16 protein-coding genes and 1 pseudogene are annotated in these 19,254 nt (G+C 68.4%); 14 read left to right on the forward strand and 3 right to left on the reverse strand.

Features of this window, described 5'->3' with window-relative positions:
• The first annotated feature begins 22 nt into the window (after positions 1-22).
• The gene (gene eccCa / locus F3087_RS23270) at positions 23-4,090 is read left to right on the forward strand and encodes a type VII secretion protein EccCa (protein WP_150404160.1); all 4,068 of its coding nucleotides are present in this window, start codon (positions 23-25) and stop codon (positions 4,088-4,090) included.
• Position 4,091: 1 nt separating this feature from the next.
• Here eccCa and F3087_RS23275 read toward each other — a convergent pair whose 3' ends face one another.
• A complete protein-coding gene (locus F3087_RS23275) occupies positions 4,092-4,700 on the reverse strand; it encodes a GNAT family N-acetyltransferase (protein ID WP_150404161.1) in 609 nt (202 codons plus the stop codon).
• Positions 4,697-5,506, reverse strand: coding sequence for a GntR family transcriptional regulator (locus F3087_RS23280; protein ID WP_150404162.1), 810 nt, complete (start codon positions 5,504-5,506; stop codon positions 4,697-4,699). Before F3087_RS23280 ends, F3087_RS23275 begins: the two co-directional genes overlap by 4 nt.
• 278 nt (positions 5,507-5,784) lie before the next feature.
• Here F3087_RS23280 and F3087_RS23285 point away from each other — a divergent pair, with 278 nt between their 5' ends.
• Positions 5,785-6,177, forward strand: coding sequence for a DUF4254 domain-containing protein (locus tag F3087_RS23285; RefSeq protein WP_191094103.1), 393 nt, complete (start codon positions 5,785-5,787; stop codon positions 6,175-6,177).
• A gap of 74 nt (positions 6,178-6,251) precedes the next feature.
• On the opposite strand, the pseudogene F3087_RS47595 reads toward F3087_RS23285, so the two are convergent.
• Positions 6,252-7,373, reverse strand: a pseudogene (locus F3087_RS47595) (nucleotide-binding protein); the annotation flags it as partial.
• A gap of 2,217 nt (positions 7,374-9,590) precedes the next feature.
• Here F3087_RS47595 and infA point away from each other — a divergent pair.
• From infA to F3087_RS23350, 12 genes are all read left to right on the forward strand, one after another.
• Complete coding sequence (gene infA, locus F3087_RS23295; protein WP_079490164.1) at positions 9,591-9,812, forward strand: translation initiation factor IF-1; 222 nt, start codon at positions 9,591-9,593, stop codon at positions 9,810-9,812.
• Positions 9,813-9,969: 157 nt separating this feature from the next.
• Positions 9,970-10,083 carry a 50S ribosomal protein L36 gene (gene rpmJ, locus F3087_RS23300; RefSeq protein WP_011207363.1) on the forward strand — a complete coding sequence of 38 codons (114 nt, stop codon included), beginning with the start codon at positions 9,970-9,972 and terminating at the stop codon, positions 10,081-10,083.
• Positions 10,084-10,300: 217 nt separating this feature from the next.
• Positions 10,301-10,675 (forward strand): 30S ribosomal protein S13, encoded by a 375-nt coding sequence (rpsM, locus tag F3087_RS23305; protein ID WP_147134984.1) that lies wholly within the window; start codon positions 10,301-10,303, stop codon positions 10,673-10,675.
• Positions 10,676-10,685: 10 nt separating this feature from the next.
• Positions 10,686-11,099 carry a 30S ribosomal protein S11 gene (gene rpsK / locus F3087_RS23310; RefSeq protein ID WP_040731638.1) on the forward strand — a complete coding sequence of 138 codons (414 nt, stop codon included), beginning with the start codon at positions 10,686-10,688 and terminating at the stop codon, positions 11,097-11,099.
• Positions 11,100-11,120: 21 nt separating this feature from the next.
• Positions 11,121-11,726 (forward strand): 30S ribosomal protein S4, encoded by a 606-nt coding sequence (rpsD, locus tag F3087_RS23315; protein WP_150404164.1) that lies wholly within the window; start codon positions 11,121-11,123, stop codon positions 11,724-11,726.
• Between the two features lie 102 nt (positions 11,727-11,828).
• The gene (locus F3087_RS23320; RefSeq protein WP_014981770.1) at positions 11,829-12,887 is read left to right on the forward strand and encodes a DNA-directed RNA polymerase subunit alpha; all 1,059 of its coding nucleotides are present in this window, start codon (positions 11,829-11,831) and stop codon (positions 12,885-12,887) included.
• 49 nt (positions 12,888-12,936) lie between these two features.
• The gene (gene rplQ / locus F3087_RS23325) at positions 12,937-13,488 is read left to right on the forward strand and encodes a 50S ribosomal protein L17 (protein WP_150404165.1); all 552 of its coding nucleotides are present in this window, start codon (positions 12,937-12,939) and stop codon (positions 13,486-13,488) included.
• A gap of 96 nt (positions 13,489-13,584) precedes the next feature.
• Positions 13,585-14,442 carry a tRNA pseudouridine(38-40) synthase TruA gene (gene truA / locus F3087_RS23330; RefSeq protein WP_223885283.1) on the forward strand — a complete coding sequence of 286 codons (858 nt, stop codon included), beginning with the start codon at positions 13,585-13,587 and terminating at the stop codon, positions 14,440-14,442.
• Positions 14,443-14,506: 64 nt separating this feature from the next.
• On the forward strand, positions 14,507-15,337 hold the full coding sequence (locus F3087_RS23335; protein ID WP_150404167.1) for an LLM class F420-dependent oxidoreductase: 831 nt from the start codon (positions 14,507-14,509) through the stop codon (positions 15,335-15,337).
• Between the two features lie 254 nt (positions 15,338-15,591).
• Complete coding sequence (locus F3087_RS23340; protein WP_191094104.1) at positions 15,592-16,725, forward strand: acyl-CoA dehydrogenase family protein; 1,134 nt, start codon at positions 15,592-15,594, stop codon at positions 16,723-16,725.
• Positions 16,722-18,233 carry an MFS transporter gene (locus F3087_RS23345; RefSeq protein WP_150404169.1) on the forward strand — a complete coding sequence of 504 codons (1,512 nt, stop codon included), beginning with the start codon at positions 16,722-16,724 and terminating at the stop codon, positions 18,231-18,233. The genes F3087_RS23340 and F3087_RS23345 overlap by 4 nt, the downstream gene beginning before the upstream one ends.
• Complete coding sequence (locus F3087_RS23350) at positions 18,230-19,243, forward strand: LLM class flavin-dependent oxidoreductase (protein ID WP_150404170.1); 1,014 nt, start codon at positions 18,230-18,232, stop codon at positions 19,241-19,243. The genes F3087_RS23345 and F3087_RS23350 overlap by 4 nt, the downstream gene beginning before the upstream one ends.
• Positions 19,244-19,254 lie beyond the last annotated feature (11 nt).

A 19,254-nucleotide genomic window follows, 5' to 3' on the forward strand; every position in this document is an offset into this window, starting at 1 on the left:
GCTCGATCGATCGAAGGAATCCATGGCTACCGAAGGTTTCGTACGACGCCCCAGGATAGCGCCGCCACGGGCACCCGGCGGTGAGGTGGCGCTGACCCCGCCGCCGGAGATTCCCCGTCCGCTGCCCGCCCCGCTGATGATGAAGCTGATGCCCGTCGTCATGGTTGTCGCGGTGGTCGGCATGATCGCGATGATGGCCATGATGGGGCGCAACCTGCTGGCCAACCCGCTGTCCATGATGTTCCCGATGATGATGCTCATGTCGATGGTCGGCATGATGGCGGGCTTCCGCGGCGGCACGGGCAAGCGCGCGGTCGAGCTCAACGAGGAACGCAAGGACTACTTCCGCTACCTGGATCAGGTCCGGAAAGACGTGCGCCGCACCGGGACCAAGCAGCTGGAGACGCTGGCCTGGAGCCACCCGGACCCGGCCGACCTGCCGTCGCTGATCGGCACCCGCCGGATGTGGGAGCGCAGGCCCAACGATCCCGACTTCGGCCACGTCCGGGTCGGCATGGGCAGCCATCGTCTGGCCACGAAGCTGGCCCGGCCGGAGACCGGTCCGCTGGAGGATCTAGAGCCGGTCTCCACCGTCGCGCTGCGCCGGTTCGTGCGCACCCATTCGGTGGTGCACAGCCTGCCGACCGCGGTGTCGCTGCGTGCCTTCCCGGCGATCAACATCAGCGGTCCGACCCAGGACGCGCGCATGCTGGCCAGCTCGATGCTGATGGAGCTGGTCACCTTCCACGGCCCCGACCATCTCGCGGTCGCCATCGTCTGCGCGGACCCGGACGGGCCCTGGGCGTGGGCGAAATGGCTTCCGCACCTGCAACATCCGACGGTGCGCGACGGCATGGGCTCGGCCCGGATGATGTACACCTCGCTCGGCGAGCTGGAGACCGCGCTGTCGGCCGAGCTGATGGAACGTGGCCGCTTCATGCGCAACCCGCAGCCCACCCAGGGGCGGCTGCACCTGGTGGTCATCATCGATGACGGCTACGTCAACGGCAACGAACGGCTGATCAGTGAGTCCGGCCTGGACTCGGTGACCGTGCTCGACCTCACCGCGCCGGAGGGCGGTCTCGCGGCCCGGCGCGGGCTGCAACTGGTCGCGGCGGATGGCGACGTGTCCGCCCGCAGCGCGGTGGGCGTGGAGAAGTTCGCCACCGCCGATCAGGTGAGTATCGCTGAGGCCGAGGCCTTTTCCCGGACCCTCTCGCGCTACCGGCTGGCCACCGCGGCCCAGATCGTCAGCCTCGGCGAGGGATCGACGGCCGACCCCGGACTGATGGCGCTGCTGAAGATCCCGGACGCGGCGCAGATCGACCCCGCCCGGGTCTGGCGGCCGCGCACCGCGCGCGAACGGCTGCGCGTGCCGATCGGCATCACCCCCGACGGCACCCCGGTCGAGATCGACATCAAGGAGTCGGCCGAGAACGGCATGGGCCCGCACGGCCTGTGCATCGGCGCGACCGGCTCGGGTAAGTCGGAATTCCTTCGTACCCTGGTGCTTTCGCTGGTCACCACGCACTCGCCGGACGCGCTGAACCTGGTGCTCGTCGACTTCAAGGGTGGCGCGACCTTCCTCGGCCTGGACTCGCTGCCGCACGTCGCCGCGGTGATCACCAACCTGGAAGAGGAACTGTCCCTGGTCGACCGCATGAAAGACGCGCTCGCCGGTGAGATGAACCGCCGCCAGGAACTGCTCCGCTCGGCGGGCAACTACGCCAACGTCACGGACTACGAGAAGGCCAGGGCCGCAGGCGTTCCGCTGGACCCGTTACCCGCGCTGTTCGTCGTGGTCGACGAGTTCTCCGAACTGCTCTCGCAGAAGCCGGATTTCGCCGAACTGTTCGTCATGATCGGCCGGCTCGGCCGCTCGCTGCACGTGCACCTGCTGCTCGCGTCGCAGCGCCTGGAGGAGAACAAGCTGCGCGGCCTGGAGTCGCACCTGTCCTACCGGATCGGCCTGCGCACCTTCTCCGCCAACGAATCTCGCGCGGTGCTCGGCATCACCGATGCTTACCATCTGCCGAGCGTGCCCGGCGCCGGCTACCTGAAGAGCGACGCCTCGGATCCGTTGCGGTTCAACGCGAGCTATGTGTCCGGGCCGTATGTCGCGCCGGTCGGCACGGTGACCGGTGAGGACGGCGCGCCGGTCGGCGGCCAGCGGCTCGCGCTGTTCACCGCGGGGCCGGTGGAGATGCCGGAACCGGTCGAATCCGAATCCGCCCTGGATCTGCCGCCGTCGCCGACCAACCCCCTGCTCGAACTGCCGCCGCCGCCCGGCGCGCCCGGCACCGAGGAGGGGATTCCGGACTCGCTGCTCGACACCGTGGTCAAACGACTGACCGGACACGGCCGCCCGGCGCACGAGGTGTGGCTGCCGCCGCTGGACGAATCGCCGACGGTCGACATGCTGCTGCCCGACCCGGACTGGCGATCGCCGGTCAACCGGCACGGCCAGCTGTGGATGCCGATCGGCGTGATCGACAAGCCGTACGAGCAGCGCCGTGACGTCCTGACCATCAGTCTCGCCGGCGCGCAAGGCAATGTGGCGGTCGTCGGCGGCCCGCAGTCGGGCAAGTCGACCACGCTGCGCACCATCATCATGGCCGCCGCCGCGACGCACACCCCGCAGCACGTGCAGTTCTACTGCCTGGACTTCGGTGGCGGCAGCATGGCGGGCCTGGTCGGCCTGCCGCACGTCGGCTCGGTGGCGGGTCGGCTGGACGGCGATCGGGTGCGCCGCACCATCGCCGAGCTCACCTCGCTGATGCGGCAGCGCGAGGAACGCTTCGCCGAGCTCGGCATCGAGTCGATGGCCGAGTTCCGGCGGCGCAAGTTCGCCGCGGCGGCGCACGTGCCCGACGGCGCGGCCTCGGCCGGAAATCCATTGGCCGACGACCGATTCGGCGACGTGTTCCTGGTGATCGACGGCTGGGCCGCGATCCGCGAAGAGTTCGACGTGCTGGAACCGCAGATCAATGCCATTGCGGCGCAGGGCCTGTCGTACGGCATCCACGTGATCATCGGCGCCTCCCGCTGGCCGGAGATCCGGCCGGTGGTCAAGGACCAGATCGGCACCCGGCTGGAGCTGCGCCTCGGCGACCCGACGGACTCGGAGATGGGGCGGCGCACCGCCTTCCAGGTGCCGGTCGGCCGTCCGGGCCGTGGTCTCACGCCGGACCAGCTGCACATGCTGGTCGCCTTGCCGCGCTTGGATTCCGACTCGAATCCGGACTCGCTGGCCGACGGCGTCACCCTGGCCAGGCAGGAACTCGCCGAGTTGCACGCGGGCAGGCAGGCGCCGGAGGTGCGGATGCTGCCGCTGCAATTCGGTCGCGAGGGGCTGCTGGCGGCCACCAGGGAACAGGGCATCGAGCTCAGCCCGACCAGGGTGGTCGTCGGCATCGGCGAATCCGAATTGCAGCCGCTGGTCCTGGATTTCGGCACGGATCCGCACTTCATGGCCTTCGCCGACGTCGAGTCCGGCAAGACCACGCTGCTGCGCAACATCGTGACCGGCGTGGTGGAGAACTCGACGCCGGACCAGGCGAAGATCATCATGATCGACTACCGCCGGACCATGCTCGGCGTGGTCGAGGGCGAACACCTGGCCGGCTACTCCACCTCGTCGCAGACCTGCGGGCCGATGATCCAAGAGGTCGCCGAGTTCCTGTCCAAGCGGATCCCCGGCTCCGACATCACCCCGCAGGAGCTGCGCGACCGCAGCTGGTGGGAGGGCCCGGAGATCTACATCGTGGTCGACGACTACGACATGGTGGCGACCGGCGGCATCAATCCCTTTGCGCCGCTGATCGAATACCTGCCGCAGGCCCGCGATATCGGCATGCACTTCGTGGTCACCCGGCGGATGGGCGGCGTCTCGCGCGCGCTCTACGACCCGATCATCGGTGGCCTGAAGAACCTGTCGGTGGACACGCTGATCATGAGCGGCTCGCGGGACGAGGGCAAGATCATCGGCGAGATCCGCCCGAGCAAGCTGCCCCCGGGCCGCGGCACCCTGGCATCGCGCAGCCGCGGCCAGGAAATGGTGCAGATCGCCTTCATGCCGCCGACGACGTAGGTCAGTTGTTCGGTTGGACCGCACCGAGATTCGGTGCGGTCCCCAGGCTGCGCGCGGCCGGCACGGCCACCGGTGCGCCGAGATCCCAACTGTCGGCGCGGCGTTCGAACAGCGCGCGGGACGGGCCGGTCGCGATCGGGCCCGCGATGCGCGCCAATTGGAAGCCCTCCCTGCGGTAGTAGTCGTGCAGTTCGGTGTTGGTGGTCCACGCGTCGAGCCGGACCCACTCGCGTTCCTGTTGGCGCGCAAGCACTCCCGCGTGCGCAAGCAGATGGTGACCGATCCGTTGTCCGGCGAAACGCAGGTCAACGATCATGTAATGGACGACGACCGCGTCGGATAGTTCCCACGGCGACCAGAGCCCCGGATCGGCGTGCCGATTGACGGTGATGGTGCCCGCGGGTTCGCCCGACACCTCGGCGATCCAGGTCTCGCCCGCGTCCAGCGAGCGCCCGACGCCTCGCGCGAAGATCTCGATGGGTAGTCCACGGCCCGCGACCGTCCACTGATCGGAGCCGCGCGCGGTCAGCCACGCGGTGCGTTGCAGCCGCAGCCGGCAGATCACGCCCAGATCGCCAATTGTCGCCTGGCGGAGCACGATTACGCTCATGCCGACGGTATACCCGGCCCGTACGGCACCCCGAGCGTCCGTCCGATCACGCCCAGACCCTCCGCGTCGCCGAGTTGATAGGCGAGCCGGTTGCTCGCGGCGATGGAGCGATGGCGGGTCGCCCTGGTGACCCGCTCGTGGTTGGCGCCGATCCGCAGGTGATCCAGCAGGATGGTGCCCGCCGCCACGCCGAGCACGACGGCCTCTTCGGCAGAGGCGGGACGCGCCGTCACCGTGTCGCGATGCGCGGTCTCCGCGTGCCCGCGATCGGCCAGCCGCCGGGTGGTGCCCTCCGGAATGTCGTGCGGTGAGTCGATTCCGGTGGCCTCGGCCAGGTCTCGCGGATAGAAGGTGACCTCCCAGGACCACGGCTCGTTGTCCAGATACTGGACGACCGTCCGGGCCAGCACCCAGGAGTCCTCCGGCACGCCGAGCCATAACGCGACCGCGGGCCCGGCCGGCTCCATCTTCGCGGCGAACTCCTTCGACGGCACCCGGTGGGCGGCGCGCGCGATCTCCTCGAAGATATCGTGCGGCGATTTCGGCCGGTCCTGTCGAATATGGTCGGTGACAACCGATTCCAGAACTTCCTGGTTTCGCACGATGGTGCCGCGGGAAGTAGCTGTATAGACCAGATTTTCGGTGACCAGAACCTGAATCGCGTTGCGAGCGGTCGTCAGCGAGACCTGCATGTGCTCGGCCAGCTCCGTGTGGCTGGGCAACCGATCACCCGGTTTCCACTTGCCTGCGCGGATCTCCTCGCGGAGGAGGTCTGCGATCCGGTGATACGTCGGACCGTCCGCCATCTTGCTCCTCGGTTGGTCGTGCAGGTAACGAAGTGTACTCTTCGTGACTTCCTACGGCCCGGTAACGCTTGACAGGTGCCTTCAGAGGTTTATTGTAATGAACGTCCTGATCCGGTGTTGTGCGGCGATGACGGCGAGGCAACGTGGCAGGTTCGGATACAACAGTCGTAATGGCTCTTCCCGGCACACTGCGGTGTACCGATTCGGTGGTGCAGTCCCACGCTCCTGGGCTGCTTCCCACCTCTGATCTACTTGTTCGGGCGTGTCGTGGACACCGTGTGGTCGGTGGTCCGCTGCTCTGGTTCGCTCGCGATCTCGCGGTGCTGCACGAGCGGCGACTGGTCGGCCGTGGTGGTTCGGTGGACACCGATCCGCTGGTGGTCCTCGAAATCGAGCGCCGCAGAGTCGAATTGGTCATGGCCATCGATGACTGGGTCGCGCGCAGCGTGCCGCAGCATCGGCTCGGCGCGACCCTGCACACCGAGACAGTGGGTGCGGTCATCGACCGGCTCGCCGAATCCTCGGTGCGTGCGCATCACGCGCTGATGACCCTCGACGCACACGACGAAAGATTGCACGGCGCTTGGCATCACCTGGCCGAACTCGCCGATGCCTACGACGATCTCGTCCGCGACATCATCGCGGGCAGGCGTCGTCTCCCGGAGTGGTAACTCCCGCAACCGTTTTCCCGAGCTCCCGCACCAGTGGACCCCCGCGTCACGTGACGGTGTGACCCGGGGGTGTTTCAGGGCTGGTAGCGCCGGTGATCGGTGGCGAAATCGTCGGCGATGGTGGCGGCGAGTTCGACGTAAGCCCGCTTGGTCTGCTTGTGCAAGCGGTGCAGATCGATCTCCGCGCCCTCGGACATGTGCGGATCGAACGGGATGATGTGCACGGCGCGGCAGCGGGACAGGAAGTACTCCCGCAGCTGCTGGATGCCGACATTCGGCGATCCGGCCCGCGGCGAGTTGATCACCACCACCGCGTTGCGGACCAGGTGATCGTGTCCGTGCAGCGACAGCCAGTCCAGAGTCGCGGCGGCACTGCGAGCCCCGTCGATGGCGGGGGAGGAGATGAGCACCAGCGAATGGGCCAGATCCAGCACGCCCGACATCGCCGAGTGCATCAGTCCGGTACCGCAGTCGGTCAGGATGATGTTGTAGAAGCGCTGCAGGATGCGCGCGACCGCCCGGTACTCTTCCTCGCTGAACGCCTCCGACGCCGCCGGATCGCGTTCGCTGGCAAGCACTTCCAGCCTGCTGGTGGCCTGCGAGGTGTGCCTGCGCACATCCGAGTAGCGCTGGATCGACGGATCGAGCAGCAGGTCACGCACGGTCGACCGGGTCTGTAGCGGTACTCGCTGCGACAGCGTGCCGAAGTCGGGGTTGGCGTCCACCGCGATCACCCGGTCGCCCCGGATGGACGCGAAGATCGACCCGATACCCATTGTCGTGGTGGTCTTTCCGACGCCGCCCTTCAGCGACAGCGTCGCGATCCGGTAGTCGCCGCGCACGGGTTGCCGGATCCGCGCGACCAGTTCCTGTAGTCGCAGCTCCTCCGCGGACAGTCCCGGATTGATCGCGCCGCCGGACACGTGATGCACGGCCTTGCGCCAACCGCTGCCGGGCGACTTCTTGGCACGCCGCATCGGCACGTCGTCCAGCGACGGCGGCGGACCCGACTGGTACTGCACGCCGGGTTGGTACTGGCCACCTTGCGGGACCGGCGGACGGCCCCATTGCCCCGGGTGCGCGGGAGGCGCCGGCGCGACGCCGCCCGGCGCCTGCCCGCCGACCTGCGGTCCGGCGAAACCGCCGGTTGCTCGGTGTGGTGCTTCGGGCTGCTCGCTGCCCGGCGCCTGTCCGCCCGTGAACGGTGGTGTCCGAGTGGCGTTTTCGTCCGGGGGCGCCTGGTTGCGCCACGGCTCGCCGGGTGCCTGCGGACCCGGCTGTTCGCTGCCCGGTGCTGGTCCGCCGACCGGAGGCGTTGTCCGGGTGGGGGTTTCGTCCGCCCACACCGGTGCCGCGGCATTGCGCCACGGCTCGGCCGGTGCCTGTGGACCCGGCTGTTCGCTGCTCGGCGCCTGGCCGATCGTCGGCGGGGTGTGCCCGGTCGGCCCGACCGTGCCCGTTTGTGCGTACGGTCCGGGCTGTTGCACGGGGCCGTTCTGCGGCGGGGCTTGCCGACCGGATTCGTCGACCGCGCCCTGCTGCATCTCGATCTCGGAGGGCAGGCGATGCCGCCCACTGCTCGACGTACGGCCCGCGCCGGCGTTGGATGACGGGACCCAGTCGGGCTGCCGGCCGGAATCGCGTTGCTGTGGGCCGGATTCCGGGCGTTCGGTGACGCCGGAGGTCGACGGTCCCGTCGGCCAGCCGGAGAGTTGCGGCCCCGCAGCACCATTCGGTCCCTGTTCGGGGGCCGGACCATACGGTCGATCGGACTGTGGTGCACGCAGTGGGTCGGTTGGCGGCGGTCCTTGTTCGGGCGGGATCGAGCTTCCGGCCGGTGCACGGTTCGGGGCCTGTTCCGGCGAGGGACCAGGTGCCGCACCCTGCTCGGCTGCGGGTGGGGCAAACGGTGCGCGGGTAGGCGGCTCGGGAGTTGTTGCCGCGCTAGGCCGTTCGCCAGGTGCGTGTGGTCCGGGGCGGTCCGGCGTCGCCGGAGGTGTCGCGGGGCCCGGTCGTTGGGCAGCGCTCTGCGGGCTCGGTGCTTGCTCGCGCTGCGGTGGGCCTTCGACCCCGCGCGGCGGTGCCGTCGGCGTTTCGAGCCGGGCCGGGGGTGTCTGTTCGGCCGTGGGTGCTGCCGGCCGATCGCCTTGCGGCGGTGGGGGATCGGGCAGCGGCGGACGGCGCTGCGGCGGTGCTGGCGGCGTCGGTTGTTCCGATCGCGTCGGTTGTTCCGGTCGCGGTCCGGCCAGCCAGGGCGGCGGACCACTGGACTCGGGTGCCCGCTGGACCGGGGCGTGTGTCGGTGGAATGGACTCCGGTGCCCGCTGCGGGGGAGCCTGCGGCGCGGGAGTGGACTCGGGCGCGCGCTCGGCGGGAGCCTGCGGGGTCCGGGTCGGCGCGTCCGGCGTGGCCGTCGAGGCCTGCGGCGGCGGGTCCGGCAGCGCGGGCGGCGGCGGTAGCTCTGGCCGGTTCGCCGGTGTGCGCGGGGCCGCGTCGTTGGACACGGACGGCTCGGCGGCGGCCGGGCGCCTGCCCAACGGTTGGAAGGCGGGCAGCGGTGGGCCGGGGTTGCGGGTGGGCAACGCCTGCGCCGGTGCCTCGGTGCGCGGTGCTTCGGCGCGCTGGTGAGGCGCCTCGGTGCGCTGCGCCGGTGCTTCGCCGCGCTGCGGCGGTCCGGCCTGCCACGCGTCGTCCGGCCGCGGCTGGACATAGGCGTCCAGACCCGACTGGCGCCACGGGTCGTCGCGCGGACCTTCGTGCTGAGGCGAGTCCGGGGTGCGCGGAGCGGATTCGGGCGCGCGCTGGCTCGGCTCGTTCGACTGCCCGTCGGCACCGCGCCGATCGTTCTTGTCGCGACGCCACCGCTTGCCGCGTCTGTCTGGACGTCGCTGACTCGGCCCATCGTCGATCACATCGTCGGAGGGCAGATTCTGTACCGGCGCTTCGTAGCCGACCTGCGTGACATCGCTCTCGGACAGCCACGGCGGCAGCATGGGGAGGCCGTCGTTATTGCGACTCATGCCTCCACCTCGCTAGCGCTCGGCTCCGTCATGCCCGTGGGTGCTGCGTTCGAGGTTCGCTCGCTGCGCTCCCTCACGGCATCCCCCTCGATCTGCTCGACCCTGTTACCTGGACAGCGGTCAGTTTACGCGACGTCCGCGTGCCGCAGCGGGGCAGGAGGCCAGGGGCCCGCGGCACCAGATTTCGTGCTCTGAACGGGGCGGAAAGAGTACTGACAGCAGGTGCTGGCATGGGCCATTTTTGCCGGAACCACCCGGTACCGGTAAGCTGGAGCGGCGGTGCACCTATGCGCCGACTGTTTGTGTGTCTAGCGGTCACTTCGACCGACAGATCCATGTAAGCAGAAACAAGCCAAACAAACCAGGTTGAGCGTAACCGGGATCGCGGAGGACATGGCGAAGAAAGACGGGGCCATCGAGGTCGAGGGTCGAGTTGTCGAGCCGCTGCCCAATGCGATGTTCCGGATCGAGCTCGAGAACGGTCACAAGGTTCTCGCGCACATCAGCGGGAAGATGCGGCAGCACTACATTCGTATCCTCCCCGAGGACCGTGTGGTCGTCGAGCTGTCTCCATACGACTTGTCGTGCGGCCGGATCGTTTACCGCTACAAGTGATCGCGTTCGTCGCGGTCATGTCGGCGTGAGTCGGCAACCTGCCCCGGTGTGAGCCGGGAACCGGGTCACAAGACCCACCACAGAGACTTCCCCAGCCGGTTGGGCTGGGGAAAAACTGTGTTCACACCCGTGTGAACCACAACAAGATTGGACGGACGTGAAGGTTCAGCCGAGCGTCAAGAAGATCTGCGAGAAGTGCAAGGTGATCCGCCGTCACGGTCGGGTCATGGTGATCTGCGACAACCTGCGCCACAAGCAGCGCCAGGGCTGATCAAGCGGGGTGTTCGCGCCCCATCGATCACCAGCCGGGCACCGATCACTGATCGGCTTGGCCAACTAAAGAAGAACTCCCAGCTCCAGCCGCACGCTGCGGTATTCCGGTCAGCCCGGAAGGCGTGTGTGCCAACCACCGGTACGGAGGCCGGTGCCCCACACAAGACGAGGGGACGGACAGGGAGCAGACCTCCGCAACCGAAGGAACCTGCCACATGGCACGTCTCATGGGCGTCGATCTCCCGCGCGAAAAGCGCATGGAGATCGCGCTGACCTACATCTACGGCATCGGCCGTACCCGCTCCAAGGAGATCCTCGCGGCCACCGGCGTCAGCCCGGACCTGCGCAGCAAGGACCTCAGCGACGATCAGGTGACGCAGCTGCGTGACTACATCGAAACCTCGCCCGAGCTCAAGGTCGAAGGTGACCTGCGCCGCGAGGTGCAGGCCGATATCCGTCGCAAGATCGAGATCGGCTGCTACCAGGGCCTGCGCCACCGTCGTGGCCTGCCTGTGCGTGGTCAGCGCACCAAGACCAACGCGCGCACCCGCAAGGGCCCGAAGCGCACCGTCGCCGGCAAGAAGAAGTAGGGGATAACCGATGCCTCCGAAGTCCAGGGCCTCCGGCCCCAAGAAGACCCAGAAGTCGCGTCGCCGGGAAAAGAAGAACGTCCCGCACGGACACGCGCACATCAAGAGCACGTTCAACAACACCATCGTGTCGATCACCGACCCGGCCGGAAACGTCATCTCCTGGGCGTCCTCGGGCCACGTCGGCTTCAAGGGTTCGCGCAAGTCGACCCCGTTCGCCGCGCAGCTCGCCGCCGAGAACGCTGCCCGCAAGGCGCAGGAGAACGGCGTCAAGAAGGTCGACGTCTTCGTGAAGGGCCCGGGTTCGGGCCGCGAGACCGCGATCCGTTCGCTGCAGGCCGCGGGCCTCGAGGTCGGCACGATCTCCGACGTCACCCCTCAGCCGCACAATGGCTGCCGTCCGCCCAAGCGTCGTCGCGTCTAGCGGGAAAGGAACAGATAACAAATGGCTCGTTATACAGGCCCCATCACCCGCAAGTCGCGTCGTCTGCGCGTCGACCTCGTCGGCGGCGACCAGGCGTTCGAGCGTCGCCCCTACCCGCCCGGCCAGCACGGCCGCGCGCGGATCAAGGAGAGCGAGTACCTGCTCCAGCTGCAGGAGAAGCAGAAGGCTCGCTTCTCCTACGGCGTCATGGAGAAGCAGTTCCGCCGGTACTACGAAGAGGCCAACCGCCTCAAGGGCAAGACCGGTGACAACCTGCTGCGTCTGCTCGAGTGCCGCTTGGACAACGTCGTGTACCGCGCCGGTCTGGCCCGCACCCGTCGTCAGGCTCGCCAGCTGGTCTCCCACGGTCACTTCACCGTGAACAACCGGAGCGTCAACGTTCCGAGCTTCCAGGTGACCCAGTACGACATCATCGATGTCAAGGAGAAGTCGCTGGGCACGCTGCCGTTCCAGGTCGCGCGCGAGACCGTCGGCGACCGTCCGGTTCCCGGCTGGCTCCAGGTCATCCCGGGCCGCCTGCGGATCCTGGTGCACCAGCAGCCCGAGCGCGCCCAGATCGATGTGCCGCTCTCGGAACAGCTGATCGTCGAGTACTACTCGAAGTAACACGCTGCTACACGGTGTGTGGTCCATCGGATAGATGGACCACACACAACCCCTTAAACGAGGCGTCAAATAGCGGGCGCCCAAACAGGAGGATGATCCTAAATGCTGATTTCACAGCGTCCGACACTGACCGAAGAGGTCGTTGCCGAGAACCGCTCGAAGTTCACCATCGAACCGCTCGAGCCCGGTTTCGGTTACACCCTGGGCAATTCGCTTCGGCGTACCTTGCTGTCCTCGATCCCGGGGGCCGCGGTCACGAGCATTCGTATCGACGGCGTGCTGCACGAGTTCACCACCGTCCCCGGCGTGAAGGAAGATGTCACCGACATCATCCTGAACCTCAAGGGTCTGGTCGTGTCCTCGGAGGAGGACGAGCCGGTCACGATGTACGTGCGCAAGCAGGGCCCCGGCACCGTCACCGCCGGTGACATCGTGCCGCCGACCGGTGTCGTCGTCCACAACCCGGACATGCACATCGCCACCCTGAACGACAAGGGCAAGCTGGAGATCGAGCTCGTGGTCGAGCGCGGTCGCGGCTACGTCCCCGCCGTGCAGAACAAGGCGTCCGGTGCGGAAATCGGCCGGATCCCGGTGGATTCGATCTACTCGCCGGTGCTCAAGGTGACCTACAAGGTCGAGGCCACCCGTGTCGAACAGCGCACCGACTTCGACCGTCTGATCCTGGACGTGGAGACCAAGAACTCCATCAGCGCACGGGACGCGCTCGCCTCGGCGGGTAAGACCCTGGTCGAGCTCTTCGGCCTGGCCCGTGAGCTCAACGTCGAAGCCGAAGGCATCGAGATCGGCCCGTCGCCGGCCGAGGCGGACCACATCGCCTCGTTCGGTCTGCCGATCGAGGACCTGGATCTCACCGTCCGGTCCTACAACTGCCTCAAGCGCGAGGGTGTGCACACCGTGGGCGAGCTCGTCGCCCGCACCGAGTCGGACCTGCTGGACATCCGCAACTTCGGCCAGAAGTCCATCGACGAGGTCAAGGTCAAGCTGCACGCGCTCGGCCTCTCGCTCAAGGACAGCCCGGCGTCGTTCGATCCTTCGTCTGTGGTGGGTTACGACGCGAGCACCGGAACGTGGAGCGACAGCGGCACGTTCAGTGACACCGACGGTGGCGAGCAGGACTACGCCGAGACCGAACAGCTCTAGGCCGCTGGGGTAGGCACCCCGGCTCGGCCTCACACAAGGAGAACAAACAATGCCCAAGCCCAAGAAGGGTGCTCGCTTCGGCGGGTCGGCGTCGCACCAGAAGGCGATCTTCGCCAATCTGGCGACGGCGCTCTTCGAGCACGGTCGAATTTCGACCACCGAGTCCAAGGCCAAGGCGCTGCGCCCCTACGCCGAGAAGCTTGTCACCAAGGCGAAGGGCGGCACCCTTGCCGACCGTCGCGAGGTGCTCAAGGTGATCCGCAACAAGGACGTCGTGCACGAGCTCTTCGCCACGATCGGCCCCTCGTTCGAGGGTCGCGAGGGCGGCTACACGCGCATCACCAAGACGCTGCCGCGTAAGGGTGACAATGCGCCGATGGCCATCATCGAGCTGGTCCGGGAGAAGACCGTGACCAACGAGGCCGACCGCGCTCGCCGGGTCGCGTCGTCCAAGAAGACCGACGCGGCCCCGGCCGCTGATAACGCAGTGGCTCCGGCCGCCGAGGTCGTCGAGGAGACCACTGACGAGGCCGTTGCCGAGACCGCCGAGGTCGAGGCGCCGGCTGCCGATGAGGCCGCTGAGGACAAGAAGGACGCCTGACGTTCGCGTCGGAGTTCTCGAACGAGCCCGCCACCCGATTCCGGGTCGGCGGGCTCGTTCGTATCACCAGGAGATGTTGTGACGGTGGAGGATTCGGTGGATTCTGCGGATGAGTCGTCGACGGACGCGCGGGTGCCCGCCCGTTTCCGGCTCGACATCAGTTACGACGGAACCGATTTCACCGGCTGGGCACGCCAGCCCGGGCTGCGCACCGTGCAGGGTGTGCTGGAGGAATCGCTGAGCAAGGTGTTCCGGGAACCGGTGCAGCTGACCGTCGCCGGGCGCACCGACGCCGGCGTGCACGCGGAAGGCCAAGTCGCGCACTTCGATACGACCGCCGAGGTGGACACGGACAAGCTGGTGCACCGGATGGCGCGGTTCCTGCCGAAGGACGTGCGGATCAAGGAGATTCGGCTCGCGCCGCCCGAATTCGACGCTCGGTTCTCGGCGATTCGCCGGCACTATGTGTACCGGTTGACCACCGCTCGCTACGGCGCCGAGCCGTTGCAGGCGCGCAGCATCGTCGCCTGCCGTCCCGACGTCGACCTCGACGCCATGCGCGCGGCGTCGGGAAAGCTGTTGGGCCTGCACAACTTCGCCGCGTTCTGCCGTCGCCGCGAGGGTGCGACCACGGTCCGCGAACTTCAGCGCTTCGACTGGGCCCGGCACGGGGATCTGCTCACCGCCTATGTCAGCGCGGACGCGTTCTGCTGGTCCATGGTGCGCAGCCTGGTCGGTGCGGTGCTCGCGGTGGGGGAGGGGCGGCGCACCCCGGACTGGGCCGGTTCGCTGCTCACCGAGACCGAACGTTCCAGCTCGGTCACCGTCGCCCCGGCGCACGGACTGAGCCTGGTTGCCGTCGACTACCCCGCCGATGCCGACCTCGCCGCCCGCAACGCGCAGACCAGAGAGGTGCGCACGGTTCCCGCCGGCGACGGCTGCTGTGGCAGCTGAACCCGGCGGTCCGAGGGTTTCGCGGTACCGGAATAGGAACGGCGGCACGGTGGTTCCGCAGAGCATGACAATCGACGGTCTCGGACGGTTCGGTGTGTGGCGGGCGTACAACCTGTTCACTCCGGAAGACGCGCAGGAGCTGGAGAAATCCGGCTATGGAACGCTGTGGCTCGGGTCGTCCCCGCCCGCCGACCTGTCCACCGTCGAGCCGTTGCTCGACGCGACCGAGACCATCAACGTGGGCACCAGCATCGTGAACATCTGGTCCTCGCCCGCGAAGCAGGCCGCCGAGTCGTTCCACCGGATCGAGGCGCGGTTCCCCGGCCGCTTCCTGCTCGGCGTCGGCGCGGGACACCCCGAGCACACCGGTGAATACCGCAAGCCCTACGACGCCCTGGTCGAATACCTCGACGAGCTGGACGAACTGGGTGTCCCGGTCGAGCGCCGCGCCGTCGCCGCCCTCGGCCCGCGGGTCCTGAAGCTGGCCGCGGAGCGCTCCGCGGGCCCGCTGCCCTACTTCGTCCCGGCCACGCACACCGCGCAGGCCCGCGCGACGCTCGGACCGGACGCGTTCATCGCCACCGAACACAAGGTCGTACTGACCGATGATGCGCAACAAGCACATTCGCTCGCCGACGGCATCGTCGGCTTCTACCTCGGCCTCACCAACTACGCCTCGAACCTGACCAGGCTCGGCTTCACCGACGAAGAACTCGCCACCCCCGGCGGCCGCGTCTTCGACGCCGTCATCGCCCACGGCAACGCCGAACAGGTTGTCGCCCAGCTCAACGCGCACCTGGACGCCGGCGGCAGCCACGTCGCGATCCAGGTCCTGAACGACGACTACATCTCCGTCCTGCGCACCCTGGCCCCGCTGCTGAACGCCCACAGCTGAGCAGGACTCCGCAGACTTCCACCGATCGCGCCCCGCACCAGGTTCGACCTTGTGTGGGGCGCTTTTTTGTCGAAATACCTTCTGGTGCAGTGACTTACGGACTCATACGTACGGCTTATCTCTAAGTTATGGCTCGACAACTGAAGCTATGTACCGTTAAACAGTGTCCCGTCAAAGGACGGCTCGATTTCACCAAGAATCAGGTTGGATGCTGTCCGCCCAGGTGGCACCGGCTTTTCGCGATGGAGAACGCGATGACAACATTGAGTACGCCAACTGTCGGAGCCGTGGCCGTGGCGGAGCTGTGCGCAGCCGCGCAGACGCACCGGGAGCACGGGGAGCGGCATGGGACGCTGCATCCAGAGGTGTGGCGGGAACTGGCGGAGTCTCCGCTGCCGCGTGCCGCGCTGCCGACCGAGTTCGGCGGCCTGGAGTGGTCGGCTCCGCAACTGCTGGAGGCGGTGCGCAAGGTGTCCGCCGCTGATCCAGCCGCCGGGTGGGTGGCGGCGATCCATGGCCCGGCCGGAGCGTTTCTGTCCCGTCTGGACCCGTCCGCGGCACAGGACTTCGCCGACCGGCGTCTGGTGGTCGGCGGTTCCTCGATGCCCGTCGGCACCGCTGTCCGGCACGGTGGGCGGGTCCGGCTGCAGGGACGGTGGCCGCTGGTCACCGGCGCGCCGGCTATGACCCTGGCGGCGCTCGCGGCGCCGACGACAGGGCCCGACGGGGTGACGGTGACCCGTTGGTGGCTGGTCCCGTCTTCCGTCGTGAGCATCGAGAATGATTGGGACGCACTAGGTTTACGCGGCAGTGCCTCCTATACCCTCGGCTGCGACACCGAGGTGCCGCTCGCGCACGGCATCGACCTGACCGGGCCGCCGGCGGTCGACGCACCGATGTTCCGATACCCGCTCTACGCTCTGCTGGCCGGTTGCATCGCGGAGGTCGCGCGGGCGACCGCTGACCGCGCGCTCGCCGCCTTCACCGAACTGGCCGTCGGCATTCGCACCCGCTACGGGGCTGGACCGCTGGCCGAGCAGCCCATCGCACAGGCGGCATACGCCCGTGCCCACGGCCAAGTGCGGGCTGCGGTGGCTTTGCTCGACAGTGCGACGACGGCCGCGTGGATCAGCGCGCAGGCCGGTCCGGTCCCCACCGAGCAGGTGGCGCTGCTGCGCTCGGCCTGCTGTCAAATGGTCGATACCGCGGAGCGGGCGTGCCGCGAGCTGTTCGACGCCGCCGGCTCTGCGGCGATCCATCGGCGCAACGGGCTGGAGGGGTGCTGGCGCGACGCCGTCGTGATCTCCCGCCACGCCTTGGTCGCCGCCCGCGGCCGGCAGCTCGTCGGCGCCCATCACCTCACCTCGCGGGTGGCGAAGGACCTGTGACGTCGCGGTACGAGCCCGCCCCGGGTGCGTTCATACCCCGCGCCACCTCGTCCGGGCGCGAGTCGGTGGCGCTCCCCATCGTGGTGTCGGCTCGCCGGTGCGGACGCGCCACGCCCCCACCGCGGGCACCGTCGGCGTGGATGCTGGTCGCGCTGTGTCTCGGCGGCGCCCTGGTCACCTTCGACAACACCGTCGTCACGGTCGGGTTGCCGCAACTGCAGGAGCGACTCGGCATCACTGCCGGGCTGGGGCCGTGGATCGTGGACGCCTACGTCCTGGCCTGCACGGTATTGCTGCTCACCGGCGGCGCACTCGCCGACCGGTGGGGTGCTCGGCGGATGTATCTGAACGGGACCTGGTTGATCGCCGCGGGGTCGGCGCTGTGCGCGGTCGCAGACTCGGCGGGATTGATCATCGCCGGCCGGGTGCTCCAGGGGGTCGGCGCGGCCGCGGTCATGCCCGGGTCGCTGTCGTTGCTCAAAGCCGGCTATGCGGACGGCCGCAGGCGGGCTCGCGCGCTCGTCATCTGGACGACGGTCGGGAGCACCGCCGCCGTGGCGGGGCTGGTCGTCAGCGGTGTCCTCGTCTCCGCCTTCGGATGGAGAAGCCTGTTCTGGGCAAACCTGGCGCTGGCCCTCGGCACGGTGATCCTGTCCAGGCGGTGCCTGCGCGAGACCCTGACCGTGCACAACAGTCTGAATCTGTTGAGCCAGACCGTATTCCTGGCGGCGCTGACGGCATTCGTGGCGGGGGTGATCCAGTGGGGTGCGGTACCGGACTCGGCGGCGGGACCGGTGCTCATCGCGGTCGGCGTGCTGCTCGCCATTGCCTTCGTCGCGGTCGAACGGCGTTACCCCAACCCCGCGCTGCAGCTGTCCCTGCTGCGGCATCCGCAGGCGCGCGCCACCGCGGTGGTGGCGTTCGTGGTCAATTTCGGCTTCTACGGGCAGCTCTTTCTGCTGGCCGGATTTCTCCAGCGGGTAGCGGGGTTCTCGCCCTGGCAAACAAGTTTGGTGATCACGGTGGAGGCCGCCGGTGCGGTGTTAGGCGCGCCGTGCGGCAGTTGGATCGCACAGCGATCGTCGACCAACGCCGCCATGCTGACCGGTCTGCTGGTCATCGCTGGTGCATTGCTCTTCATGGCGGCCGGCGTGTGGTCGCATGCGCTGTGGCTGGTTGCTGGAACGTCATTCCTCGTCGGTCTAGGTGTCGACATCGCGATCACGTCGGCGACCGCGGGCCTGCTCCGGGTCGCCGCCGCAGGCCACACCGGGGCGGCTTCGGCGCTGCTGACCATGGCCAGGCAGCTCGGCAGCGTGATCGGCGTGGCCGTGCTTGGCGTAGCCGGGACGGCGGGCACCTCGGCGGCCGGATTCTGCCGCGCGCTGATCATTGCCGCGCTGGGCTGTGCGGGTGCGGCGTTGCTCGTTCGGCGTGCCCGGGGAGCGCGCCCCGCGCCGGTTCGGCAACCTGTACACGATCTCCGGAAAGCACAGGGTGCGAAATGAAGATATCCATCCGCGTCAACAACGATCTGCCCTACGAAGAACTCCTGCGGCTGGCTTCGGCCGCCGAAGCCGCAGGCGTAGACCAGCTTTGGCTATCGCACGATCTGCTGCTCCGGTCCGCTCCGGTACTGATCGGCGCCCTCGCCGCGCGTACCGAGCGCATCCGACTCGGTATCGGCATCATGAATCCGTACACCGTGCACACCACCGAGATCGCGATGGTGGCAGCCACCGCCCAGGAGATCTCCGGCGGCCGATTCGCCCTGGGGGTGGCCGCCGGCGCGACCGACTTCCTCGGCTGGGCCGGGCTCGAGCGACGCCGGCCGATGATGACGGTGCGGCAGTCGGTGACGGCCCTGCGCGCTCTGCTCGGGCATTCCGACATAGCCGAAGCCGATCTACCGGACTGGTGGGGCGAGTCGAGCTCGCTGCGTTTTCCCCTTACCAGCCCAGTGCCCGTGTACGTCGGGGCGACGGGACCGCGGATGCGTCGGCTGGCCGGTCAGGTCGCCGACGGGGCGCTCCCGCTGCTCTCCCGTCCGGATCTGTACGGCACGATCAGCGACGATATCTACGCGGGCGTGCGGGACGCCGGCCGGGACGCCGCGGCGTTCGACCTACCTGCGTGCATCTGGGTATCGGTCGGCGAGCGCGGTGCCGCGCGGCGGGCGCTGGCCGAGAAGCTCGCCTATTACGGCCAGTCCTTCTCGCCGGATCACCTGGCGCCGTCGGGTCTGGCGCCATCGGACTTCCACGCGGCCGGAAGATACGCTCGCGCAGGGGATCTCGGCAAGGCCGTGGAATTCATCGATGGCCGCATGATGAGCCTGGCTGTCGTCGGGTCACCCGACGAGGTGATCGAGGGTTGCCTCGAGCTGCATCGGCTCGGCGCCCGGCACATCTCTTTCGGTCCACCACTCGGCCCCGATCCGCTCCGGGCACTGACGGAACTGGGGCGTTCGGTCATCCCGGCGCTACGTTCGGCCGTTCCCGCACTGCGTTTGGTGTGAGCGGTCGTCCC

Origin of the sequence: Nocardia colli, assembly GCF_008704205.1 — a bacterium.
Taxonomy (GTDB): domain Bacteria; phylum Actinomycetota; class Actinomycetes; order Mycobacteriales; family Mycobacteriaceae; genus Nocardia; species Nocardia colli.

Bases quoted from the DNA above. Each gene is read 5' to 3' on its own strand.
- eccCa (WP_150404160.1), top strand. From the start codon at position 23: ATGGCTACCGAAGGTTTCGTACGACGCCCCAGGATAGCGCCGCCACGG.
- F3087_RS23275 (WP_150404161.1), bottom strand. From the start codon at position 4,700: ATGAGCGTAATCGTGCTCCGCCAGGCGACAATTGGCGATCTGGGCGTG.
- F3087_RS23280 (WP_150404162.1), bottom strand. From the start codon at position 5,506: ATGGCGGACGGTCCGACGTATCACCGGATCGCAGACCTCCTCCGCGAG.
- infA (WP_079490164.1), top strand. From the start codon at position 9,591: ATGGCGAAGAAAGACGGGGCCATCGAGGTCGAGGGTCGAGTTGTCGAG.
- rpsM (WP_147134984.1), top strand. From the start codon at position 10,301: ATGGCACGTCTCATGGGCGTCGATCTCCCGCGCGAAAAGCGCATGGAG.
- rpsK (WP_040731638.1), top strand. From the start codon at position 10,686: ATGCCTCCGAAGTCCAGGGCCTCCGGCCCCAAGAAGACCCAGAAGTCG.
- rpsD (WP_150404164.1), top strand. From the start codon at position 11,121: ATGGCTCGTTATACAGGCCCCATCACCCGCAAGTCGCGTCGTCTGCGC.
- F3087_RS23320 (WP_014981770.1), top strand. From the start codon at position 11,829: ATGCTGATTTCACAGCGTCCGACACTGACCGAAGAGGTCGTTGCCGAG.
- rplQ (WP_150404165.1), top strand. From the start codon at position 12,937: ATGCCCAAGCCCAAGAAGGGTGCTCGCTTCGGCGGGTCGGCGTCGCAC.
- F3087_RS23335 (WP_150404167.1), top strand. From the start codon at position 14,507: ATGACAATCGACGGTCTCGGACGGTTCGGTGTGTGGCGGGCGTACAAC.
- F3087_RS23340 (WP_191094104.1), top strand. From the start codon at position 15,592: ATGACAACATTGAGTACGCCAACTGTCGGAGCCGTGGCCGTGGCGGAG.
- F3087_RS23350 (WP_150404170.1), top strand. From the start codon at position 18,230: ATGAAGATATCCATCCGCGTCAACAACGATCTGCCCTACGAAGAACTC.